The organism is Glaciimonas sp. PAMC28666, assembly GCF_016917355.1.
Lineage (GTDB): Bacteria > Pseudomonadota > Gammaproteobacteria > Burkholderiales > Burkholderiaceae_D > Glaciimonas.
This window is the reverse complement of record NZ_CP070304.1, coordinates 3,471,734-3,482,398: the sequence shown is the minus strand read 5'-3', so window position 1 is coordinate 3,482,398 and position 10,665 is coordinate 3,471,734. Positions and strand designations below refer to the sequence as shown.

Below are 10,665 nucleotides of genomic sequence, written 5' to 3'. Positions count from 1 at the left end.
CTTAGTTCTCCAGGGCTTGCAACAACGCATCCATATCGGACAATTCGTCCGCTTCGCTCAACTCTGCTGCGCCGACATGGCGCGATAGATAAGCTGCCAGCTGCGTCAGGGTAGGATGTTCAAAAAAATCCGCTAATGAAAGCGCAATCAACAGACGCTCACGGATGAGCGCGGTCGCCTGTGTCGCCAGCAACGAATGCCCTCCCAGTTCAAAGAAGTGATCGTCGAGGCCAACCTGCTCCGGTGCCAGTTTCAGGACCTTTGCCCAGATGGCGGCGAGGCTGATCTCGACTACGCTCTGCGGAGCACGATAAGCGCGTCCTTCCCAGGTCGGTGCCGGTAAGGCACGGCGATCCAGCTTGCCGTTGGCGGTGACCGGCAGAGCGTCCAATAAAATAAATTGCGCGGGTACCATATAGGCGGGTAAATGCTGTGCAACCTGCTGTTTCAGCAGTGTGCGATCGAGCGGCGAGGCACTGCCCTGCTCTGGTACCAGATAGGCCACCAACTGCGCGTCGCCACCTTCTCCGTGCACCAATACCGCCGCTTGCCGGACCCCGGGGCAGGCTAACAACTGGGCTTCGATCTCCCCCGGTTCGATCCGCAGACCGCGCAACTTGACCTGATGATCCAGTCGCCCCAGATAATCGACACTGCCGTCAGCGCGCCAGCGGGCGCGGTCGCCGGTGCGATACAAGCGACCACCGACGCGAAATGGGTCGGGAATAAAACGCTCGGCGGTCATCCCGGCGCGGGCATGATAACCACGCGCCAGTTCCGCCCCACCCAGATACAGTTCGCCGGCAACGCCGACCGGCAACGCGTTCAGCGCTGCGTCCAGCACATACACCGAGCGTGCACCCACGGCAGTGCCGATGGGGAGATAGGCATTCTGTTGCCATTCGGCAGGATCGGTATCGGGCTGGGTCATCCACAGCATTGGTGAGATCACCGTTTCGGTCGGGCCGTAGCCATTAATCAGCGTCGCGGGCGCAAACACCGAACGCACCAGCTCAAAGTGTTCACGCGAGAGCGCTTCGCCGCCAAAGGCCAGCACCCGCAGGGTGACCTTGGTGTCGGGCAATGCTGAGGGGAATGCTGACATTCGCTGCGTGCGCACTAGCATCGCTTCGGCCAGTTGCACCAGATAGCTCGGGGGAAAGGCCGCCACGGTCACACCATGACGCACCAGCTGGTCGCAGGCCTCGGCCGGACTCCATAACACGTTGTCGGTGATCACCAATCGCGCACCAAACAGCAGCGGCATCAACCAGTATTCGTGCGCCAGATCAAAATTGATCGAAGCGAAATGCAGCACCCGGTCAGCCGCCGACATTTGATAGCGCTCGCCGATTGCCTGACAGTGACGCGCCAGCGGACCGTGTTCAACGGTCACGCCTTTGGGTTGGCCGGTCGAGCCGGAGGTATAGATCAGATAGGCGCTCTGGGCCGGATGAATGACAACGGCCGGATCTTGATCCCATTCCGGCGGCATAACCCCAGCAGCCGTTTCAAGGTCGTCCAGATACCACGTGGTCATCCCCGTTGATGGCGAGCGCTCCGCCATAGTGCGCTCCGCTATAGTGCGCTGTGTCACCAGATGCTGAACACCGGCATCCGTGAGCATATAAGCAAGGCGGGCCGCGGGATACCCCGGATCAAGCGGCACAAATGTGCCACCGGCTTTGAGGATTGCCAGCAAGGCAATGATCATTTCCGGCGAGCGTTCGATGCTGACCCCGACCCGCACTTCAGCCTGCACGCCGCTGGTGATCAACCGATGCGCCAATCTATTGGAGCGAACATTCAATTCACACCAACTCACCGTGGACACACCGTGACATAGCGCAATTCGGTCGGGATTCGCCGCCGCCTGCGCGGCCAGTGCCGCATGGATCGGGACAAATACCGGTAACGACGTTTGGGCTAACGGATCAAGTACTCGTGCATCGGCTTGCGCCACCACGGCATTCCAACCCGCAATCTGCGCTTGTTCCGCATCGCTTAACAACGCCAATTGATCGAGCGCGATTTCGGGGTTGCGGGCTATTTGTTCAAGCAAACCGACAAAATGACCCGATAAACGCGTGATGGTGGATGACTCGAATAATGCTGTCGAGTAGAAAAATCCAGCGCTTAAAAGACCGTCGGCAGATACTTCAGTCGCAAGAATTAGCGCAAAAGGAGATGACCGGACACCCCCTGCAACATTATCAGAAGACCAATTCACCTCGCCATCGCATTGATGAAAAGCTGCCACGTCAGGTAACTGAAGTAACTGAGCACCGCCGTTCTTGCAATCAATGCCGACCGAATCGCGCTGCATGACAGAAGCAAGCAATAAAGGATTTTCTCGTGCCTTTTGTCGTGCCTCTTGTATTGCACCATCCACATCAAGCAACAACGTCGAAACCGACTGTCGGCCAATCGGTTGCATCACCGCAAGCAGCAAATCGTCACCGCTTGACACTGCAATGCGCATCCCCGACTGACTATCATATCGGTGCAACAACACAACAAAAGCAGAAAGAAACAGCAGCCCGAGATCGGCGTGCTGTGCGCGTAACCGGGAAGTTAGATCACAATCCACTACAAAAGGCTGGTGCCTCAAAATATGAGAACACGTTGGGCACTGGCCCCGCGGTTGCCGATCATATGGCAACGCACATTGCGGGGGACGATCACCCGAGGAATCCTTCCAATGTGGAGTGCGCGCAGCGTCAGTGGCATTCATCGCTGATGTTGATCGCTGCTGCTGATTGTTGCTCATCGGTTCCTCATCTTCTCTTCTTTTGCCTTCATCTCGTCACTGCAACCATCACCATCAAAAATCGGGCTTACAACCGATTGACGAACGGCAGCGATTTTTTTTTAGCGTACTTTTTCACGCAGAAAACAACGCTAATTATTTGCGCACCCCAAACGTCTATCGAATGACACCCACTTTTGTGAATCCGATGAAGACTCCACCGCTGCAAAAAAATCGACCGGCCACCCGGCTTTTGTTGTCACTCCTTTATCGTTCGCGCTGGCCTCTGGCGATAGCCTTGATCGCCTGCGTCGTCAACGGACTGTCTAGCGTGTCGCTGGTCGCGCTCATCAACCATGCGCTAACGGCTTCGCCCGCAGCGCTGACGCCGTTGGCCTGGAAATTTGCCGGACTAGCCGTCTTAACGCTGGTGAGCCGGATTTTGGGCGGCGTGCTGTTTGCACAACTAAGCCAGGGGACCATGAGCAAAATGCGCGAGCATATTTCGCAGCGGGTTGCCAGCGCGTCCTATCGCGATGTGGAAAAATTAGGTGCCGCACGCGCGCAGTCGATCGTCACCGAAGACGCCACCAACGTGTCGATGCTGTTCTTTGCGCTGCCCAACTTGTTGATGCATGGTTCCATCGTCGCGGGATGCCTCGCGTACCTGGCGTATTTATCATGGCCGGTGTTCTTCCTGGCCAGTGCCGTGGTCGTCACTGGCTCACTCGGCTATCGACTGGGCGACGCCCGCGCCATCCGGGCGCTGGAAGCCGCCGGGGTCGCGCAAGACAAGCTGTTCGGCTACTTCAATGCCCTGTTCGCGGGTGCCAAAGAACTGAAACTACATCGCGAGCGCGCCAGAAGTTTTATGCGCGAATCCCTCAATCCTGAGATCGACGCCGTGCGCCTCCATCGCACTAAAGCCTTCGTGTCGTACGCGGTTGGCGTGGGCTGGATTTTGTTTCTGTTTTACGTATTTCTTGGCGTGGTCATTTTTCTACCGAGCCAGATTGCAGTGATCGATTTCAAAGTGTTGGCCGGTTATGTGATCGTGTTCTTATTCATGCTGGTGCCGCTGGACGGCGTCCTCAACAACCTGCCGACGCTCAATGCTGCCCGGGTTTCGCTAGGTCGTATTGAAAACGTACTGCAAGAACTGCAAGATGTTGAAAATGATACCCGGTCCACCACATTTGACGCTTTCCAGCAACTCACTATCAAAGGCCTGACGCACCGCTATTACCGCGAAAAAGAAGACGGCATGTTCCAGTTCGGCCCAATGGACCTGACCTTTAAACCGGGTGAACTGACATTTTTGGTAGGCGGCAATGGCAGTGGAAAAACCACGCTCGCCAAATTATTGGTGGGACTCTACACGCCCGAAGGTGCGGACGTGCGGGTCGATGGTCAAATAATCGACGATGCCAATCGACCGCAATATCGGCAACTTTTCTCAGCGGTATTTTCTGATTTTCATTTGTTTGAATCATTGCTCGGCATCAGTTCCCCCACCAAGAGTGACCTTGATGCACGCGCCAATGCGCTGCTGGCAAAACTTCATCTGGATCACAAAGTAAAAATCGTCAACGGTGCATTTTCAACCAGAGAACTATCGCAGGGCCAACGCAAAAGACTGGCTTTGGTCGTCGCCTATCTTGAAGATCGCCCGTTTTATTTATTCGACGAATGGGCAGCGGATCAAGACCCGATGTTTAAAGCCGTGTTTTATCAGGAGTTATTGCCAGAGCTGGCAGCCCGTGGAAAAGCAGTCCTCGCCATCACCCATGACGACCGTTATTTCCATCTCGCGGACCGGTGTATTAAACTGGAAAACGGCATGATTGTTGATGAGGATGCGCATCCGACAGCGATGCTTGCGCAGGCCTGACTGACCGTCTCGGTCCGAATAAATTGAAATCTAACCCGCATCCTGTTGGATGCGGCTTTTTTATTGGTTGGCCGCAACCTCGGATAGTTTCGTTGCAAATGAAGAGTAAGCACTTTTTTAAAATGTTTGCGCTTCAATGAAAACTCCGCTATCGTTTGCGAGTCCCTCAAAAAAAGGGGGAACGGGCTTGATAACCTGACCGAAAAAAACGCACAGACGGCGCAATGCCGTTTTTTTGTATGTCTGTCTTCGTACGTCCTCTCTGGGCGGCGGTGGCAGGGAAGCCCTCGGGCTTGCTGGGTTTACTTTTTTCGCCAGTTTATCAACCCTACTATTTGCCGCCCACCCCGCTTGATAACGGGACTCTCTTTAACAGAAAAAAAGAAACAATCATGCCGAGAAGCATTGCGTCTAATCACGCCCATTTATCATTACCTCAACCATCCCATTAAGAAATGACCGAAGCAAAAGCAGTTCAAGCCTTGGGCCCGCACGCGGCCTTTTCATAACCGGCTTATCGGGGTTGATACAGTGCCCTGCAAGGAAGAGAAAATCATGAGCAAGCAGCCGTCTTCACCAATCCCAGATGCCCTGCATCAGTCATTTTCATGGCTACCTTGCGAATACAAAACCGATCCGGTCGCGCAATTTTATGCGATGACAAAAGATATCTGCCACGGCATCCAGACCTGCGTAGATTTAGGGCATTTCAGCACCATGGATCGTGACAGCGATACGATCCCGACGCTGAATATTGCTGATACGGATCGGCTGTTTCGGATGGCGTTGACGTCGGCGCATCTATTGGGGGAACTTGCTGCGGCGCGTATTGATGGCCTTGAGAACCGCACAAAAACCGCTGCCGAATAGCAGCTCCCCAAAAATAGCTATTTCTGGGGAGTAGGAGAGACAACGGTTTTTAAACCGCAAACTTAATTACACGACATTGGCATTGCTGGATTGCAACCGACCGTCCACCCGACGTGTAAGAGAAAGCGGATTTCCTGTCTTCAGCGCGTCCGGCAGCAGTGATTCCGGCATATCCTGATAGCTTACCGGGCGCAGAAACCGGAAAATAGCCAGACTGCCGACGGAGGTTGAGCGACCATCGGCTGTCGACGGGTATGGACCGCCATGCACCATCGCGTGACCCACTTCTACACCGGTCCCGAATCCATTCACCAGAATGCGCCCTACCCGACGTTCCAGCGCAGGCAAGAATGCACGGACCTCGGCATGATCTGCTTCTTCAATATGCAGCGACGCTGTCAATTGACCTTCGAGGTTTTCTACAATATCAAGCATCGCCGCCAAATCCGGACAGCGAACCACCAACGACGACGCACCGAATATCTCTTCTTGCAATTCGGCATGTTTTTGAAACGCTTCCGCTGTCGTGGAAAACAGCGCGGCCTGTCCTTGATATTGCGTGCCGCTTTGGCTGCGCGCCTCGGTGCGGACTTCAGGGTGCGCACCGATCGTTTTGACGCTTGTATCGTAGGCTTGGTGGATCCCCGGCGTGAGCATGGTCGATGCTGCTTGTTGATTCAGCGCTATCTTCGCTGCGTCCATAAAGGTGTTCAGATCCGGGCCCTCGACGGCCAGGATAAGACCGGGATTGGTACAGAATTGTCCAGATCCCAGTACCAGCGAGCCGACAAATTCCTTGCCGATAGACTCTGCGCGACTGGACAGCGCATGGGGGAACAGTAGCACTGGATTGATGCTGCTCATTTCGGCATACACCGGAATCGGCTCTGGTCTGACGGCCGCAAGTTGCATCAACGCGGTGCCGCCGGTACGTGAGCCGGTAAAGCCGACTGCCTTGATGCGATGATCGGACACCAGGCCTTGACCGATACTGCGCCCACTGTCGAACAGCAGTGAGAATGTTCCCTCCGGAAAATCACAATCCATGACGGCTTTTTGAACTGCCCGACCAATCATCTCGGAGGTGCCTGGGTGTGCCGAGTGGGCCTTGACGACCACCGGGCAGCCTGCTGCCAGCGCCGATGCTGTATCGCCACCGGCGACAGAAAAAGCGAGCGGGAAATTACTGGCACCGAACACGGCTACGGGGCCTACCGGAATGTTGCGAAGTCGCAAATCTACCCGCGCAAACGGCTTTCTTTCAGGTTGGGCCGGATCGATCCGGGTTTCGAGATAGTCGCCGCTTCTGACCACCGCGGCGAACATGCGAAGTTGGCCGACGGTGCGCCCGCGCTCGCCTTCGATACGGGCACGCGGCAAGCCGCTTTCGCTGACACAACGCGCAATCAAAGCGTCGCCCAGGTCCAGAATATTTTGGGCTATCGTCTCTAAAAAAACTGCGCGCGCTTCGAGCGAAGTTTCGCGATAACGATCAAATGCCTGCCACGCCAACGCGCATGCCTGCTCCAGATTCTCATGCATGGCGCCGCCAAAATCAGGCCCGAGTATTTCTCCGGAAGTTGGATTGACAGCGTTGATGGCGCCGTTCATACCGCGTACAGCCCGGTTCCCGATCAATAATTCACCTAAAATTTGCATCTTGAATTCCTTGAAAAATGCGCAGTGAAGCTGCTGCTTGCACTGCTATTGTTTGCCGTGACCGGTCGTGTTATCAAGCCCAACGCAAGACTAGCGGGTCAAGACGGCGCGCGATCTGCATCAGCCCGGCACGGGTTGCCGGATGCATAGGTTGAAGAGGATGGCGTACTGCGTCGCATGAAATAATTCCGCCTTCTCTCATGAGGGTTTTGCAAGTCGCCAGGCCGCCTTGTCGATTTTCAAAATTAATCAGCGGCAACCATTGTTGGTAATGTTCTGCAGCTTGCTCGTGATGACCTGCTTGATAAGCGTCAATAATTTTACGAATCCCGTCCGGGAAACCGCCTCCGGTCATTGCGCCTGTCGCGCCAGCATCCAGATCAGCCATCAGCGTGATGGCTTCTTCACCATCCCACGGCCCCAGAATGGCACTGCCGCCAAGTTCGATCAGTTCGCGCAGCTTTGCCGCCGCTTGCGGTACTTCGATTTTGAAGTAAGAAACGTTGTCGATTTCCTTGGCCATTTTTGCCAGAAATGGCGCAGACAATGTAGTCCCGCTGACCGGCGCATCCTGAATCATGATCGGAATATCGATGGCGTCCGAGACAACCTTGAAAAAGGCTTCGATGCCGCGCTCGGCGACGCGGAATGTGGCGCCATGATATGGCGGCATGATCATCACCATTGCTGCACCGGCATCCTGCGCACTGCGGCTGCGCTCAGCGCAAATACGCGAGCTGAAGTGGCTGGTTGTGACAATGACAGGCACGCGCCCGGCAACGTGTTCCAGCGCGGTGTTGATCAAAACCGTGCGTTCGTCATCGCTGAGCACAAACTGCTCTGAAAAATTGGCGAGAATGCAAATGCCGTCGGAACCGGCGTCGATCATGAAATCGAGACAGCGGCGCTGCCCGTCCAGATCCAGATTGCCCTGTTCGTCAAAAATGGTCGGCGCGACTGGAAATACGCCGCGGTAGGCAGATTTGTGATTATCGTTAGTCATGATTTTTTATTCCGTTGTTAGCTGTGTATTCCTCGTCTTTCAGATGAAATCGAAGAAGTTAACCATCAGGTGATCGCGCCAATTTGCCATGGCACAAATTCGTTTTGTCCATATCCGTGTGTCTCGCTGCAGCTACGTTTGCCGGAGGCAGTGTCGAGCATCAGCTGAAACAGCTCTCTGCCTTTTTCTTCGATGGTGGATTCACCGGTAAGAATGGTGCCGCAGTTCAGATCCATGTCTTCTTGCTGGCGCTTCCAGAGCGCATTGTTGGTCGCAATTTTCAGGGATGGGGTAGGTGCGCAACCGTAAGCGGAGCCGCGTCCCGTGGTGAAGCAGATGAGATTTGCCCCGCCGGCTACCTGACCGGTAGCGGATATCGGGTCATAACCCGGAGTGTCCATAAAAACCAGGCCGCGGGCCTTCACCGGTTCAGCGTATTCGTAGACCTCGACCAGATTGGTATTGCCGCCTTTGGCAATCCCGCCCAGAGATTTTTCCAGCACCGTGGTTAGTCCACCTGCCTTGTTTCCAGCCGAGGGATTGTTGTTCATCGCAGCGTTGTTCCTGGCACAGTATTCTTCCCACCAGTGAATCCGGCTGACCAGCTTTTCACCAATCTCGCGACTGACGGCACGGCGTGTCAACAGATGTTCAGCTCCATAGATTTCTGGTGTTTCGGACAGGATTGCGGTCCCGCCGTTCTGGACCAGCAGATCGACGGCAGCGCCCAGGGATGGATTGGCCGAGATGCCCGAATAGCCATCCGAGCCGCCGCATTGCAAACCGACCACCAGATGGCTTGCGGGCACCGGTTGGCGGTGAACCCGGTTGGCTTCAGCCAGCATCTGATTGATGAGGTCGACACCATGCGCAATGGTTTTGGCGGTTCCGCCGGTTTCCTGAATATTGAACGTTTTAAGAAAATCGGCTTCGACCAGACCTTGGGTTTCCATGATTCTGGAGATCTGGTTAGTTTCGCAGCCAAGGCCGATGACTAACACGCCGGCAAAATTTGGATGGTTTGCATAGCCGCCCAAAGTGCGCTGGAGCATGGCCAGTCCTTCGCCCTCCGGGTCAACGGCGCAACCAGCACCGTGGGTCAGCGCCACCACGCCATCGACATTCGGAAATGCGCGCAACGCTTCTGGAAAAATATCCCTGCGAAAGCGATCCGCGATCGCCCTTGCCACAGTGGCGGAGCAATTAACGGACGTCAGTATCCCAATATAGTTGCGGGTGGCAACCCGACCGTTGGCGCGAACGATGCCGTCAAACGTCGCCGGTGTCTCTTTCAACACAGTGGGTTTTGCATCGACGCAGAATGCATAATCACGGACAAATTCACCCATGACCAGATTATGGGTATGCACATGCTCGCCGGGCAGAATCGTACGGCTGGCAAAGCCGATAATTTGCCCGTAACGTCTGACTGCCTGGCCTTGTTCAATCTGCCGAACCGCTACTTTATGGCCAGAGGGTATCAAGCCGGAGACGCGAACATCTTCGCCGGCCAGGACCGTGCCACCCACCAGCTGGCTGCGTGCGATTACAACGTCATCTTCCGCGTGCAGTCTCACCGCATGGGCTGCATTCGCTGGTGCTGCAGCCGACGTTGCAGCAGCAGGGCTTATCAAATTTTTTATATCAGGCATGTCAGAATAAGTCCAGTCTAGTTAATCCAGTTTAGTTAAGCATGTCGGCAGGAAGCGAGACGCCAAAATATTTTTTGTAAATGTCGTTCAGCTTGCCGTTTTTAAGATTGATCTGGACCCATTTATCCAGATACGCTCTCAATTCAGGATCGTTCTTTCGGATACCGATACCGAGTGGGAAAGTCTTCATGATAAATTTCGTTTCGACATCGCGCGACGGATTGGCTTTTTTGACTGCCGGAATCACACTCATCGCTGCGGCGATATAGTCTTGCTGTCCGGTCGACACCGCAGTGTTGGTGGTCGCGTCATCTTCATAACGGACAATGTTCACGCCAGAGATTTCTTTCACGCCAAGAGTTAGCTCCATGTCGCTGGTGGTTCCTCGGGTGACAGCCACAGTTTTCCCGATCAGGTCAGTGAACGCGCCAATTTTTTGTTTGACCGGGCCGCCAACCACAACTTGAATTACGCCGTACGGATTAGAAAAATCAATGACCTTCTTACGCGCATCGGTGATGGAAAAAGAGGCGATCACCAAGTCGGCTTTTTTGGTCAGAAGAAAAGGAACACGGTTAGGTCCGGAGACCGGGACAACTTCAAGTTCTACCCCGAGATCTTTGGCGAGAAGCTGGGCGGTTTCAATGTCGGAACCGCTTTGCCTGGCTTTGCCGTCCAGCATCCCGTAGGGCGGCGCGCCGATATCGACGGCAATCAGGATTTTCTTGCGCTGATGAATATTTTCTAGCGTATCGGCTGTAGAAAATGACGAAAGAGTCAACAGGCAAAGCGCCAACAGGCTGGCGGATACAACACTACGTTTCTTCATGGTCTCACTCCT

At 54.8% G+C, this 10,665-nt stretch carries 7 protein-coding genes; 2 read left to right on the top strand and 5 right to left on the bottom strand.

Translation table 11 applies throughout. The features are described from left to right. Window position 1: 1 nt before the first annotated feature. A complete protein-coding gene (locus JQN73_RS14945; RefSeq protein WP_205319657.1) occupies window positions 2-2,770 on the bottom strand; it encodes a non-ribosomal peptide synthetase in 2,769 nt (922 codons plus the stop codon). A gap of 187 nt (window positions 2,771-2,957) precedes the next feature. On the opposite strand from JQN73_RS14945, the gene JQN73_RS14940 reads away from it, so the two are divergent. Both JQN73_RS14940 and JQN73_RS14935 read left to right on the top strand, forming a co-directional pair. Next, window positions 2,958-4,640: a cyclic peptide export ABC transporter gene (locus JQN73_RS14940; protein ID WP_240162281.1), complete on the top strand. Its 1,683-nt coding sequence runs from the start codon at window positions 2,958-2,960 to the stop codon at window positions 4,638-4,640. A gap of 555 nt (window positions 4,641-5,195) precedes the next feature. Continuing rightward, window positions 5,196-5,510 carry a hypothetical protein gene (locus tag JQN73_RS14935; protein WP_205319655.1) on the top strand — a complete coding sequence of 105 codons (315 nt, stop codon included), beginning with the start codon at window positions 5,196-5,198 and terminating at the stop codon, window positions 5,508-5,510. Window positions 5,511-5,576: 66 nt separating this feature from the next. Here JQN73_RS14935 and JQN73_RS14930 read toward each other — a convergent pair whose 3' ends face one another. The 4 genes from JQN73_RS14930 to JQN73_RS14915 form a co-directional block, all read right to left on the bottom strand. After that, a complete protein-coding gene (locus JQN73_RS14930) occupies window positions 5,577-7,169 on the bottom strand; it encodes an aldehyde dehydrogenase (NADP(+)) (protein ID WP_205319654.1) in 1,593 nt (530 codons plus the stop codon). Between the two features lie 73 nt (window positions 7,170-7,242). Next, complete coding sequence (locus JQN73_RS14925; protein ID WP_205319653.1) at window positions 7,243-8,172, bottom strand: dihydrodipicolinate synthase family protein; 930 nt, start codon at window positions 8,170-8,172, stop codon at window positions 7,243-7,245. A gap of 65 nt (window positions 8,173-8,237) precedes the next feature. Beyond that, window positions 8,238-9,824, bottom strand: a complete 1,587-nt coding sequence (locus tag JQN73_RS14920) for a UxaA family hydrolase (protein WP_205319652.1) — start codon at window positions 9,822-9,824, stop codon at window positions 8,238-8,240. Window positions 9,825-9,855: 31 nt separating this feature from the next. Then, entirely contained in the window at window positions 9,856-10,653 is a 798-nt protein-coding gene (locus JQN73_RS14915) for a transporter substrate-binding domain-containing protein (RefSeq protein WP_205319651.1), read from the bottom strand. Window positions 10,654-10,665: the final 12 nt, after the last annotated feature.

Excerpts from the sequence above, each read along its gene's own strand:
- JQN73_RS14945 (WP_205319657.1), bottom strand. The coding sequence starts at position 2,770 with ATGAGCAACAATCAGCAGCAGCGATCAACATCAGCGATGAATGCCACT.
- JQN73_RS14940 (WP_240162281.1), top strand. The coding sequence starts at position 2,958 with ATGAAGACTCCACCGCTGCAAAAAAATCGACCGGCCACCCGGCTTTTG.
- JQN73_RS14935 (WP_205319655.1), top strand. The coding sequence starts at position 5,196 with ATGAGCAAGCAGCCGTCTTCACCAATCCCAGATGCCCTGCATCAGTCA.
- JQN73_RS14930 (WP_205319654.1), bottom strand. The coding sequence starts at position 7,169 with ATGCAAATTTTAGGTGAATTATTGATCGGGAACCGGGCTGTACGCGGT.
- JQN73_RS14925 (WP_205319653.1), bottom strand. The coding sequence starts at position 8,172 with ATGACTAACGATAATCACAAATCTGCCTACCGCGGCGTATTTCCAGTC.
- JQN73_RS14920 (WP_205319652.1), bottom strand. The coding sequence starts at position 9,824 with ATGCCTGATATAAAAAATTTGATAAGCCCTGCTGCTGCAACGTCGGCT.
- JQN73_RS14915 (WP_205319651.1), bottom strand. The coding sequence starts at position 10,653 with ATGAAGAAACGTAGTGTTGTATCCGCCAGCCTGTTGGCGCTTTGCCTG.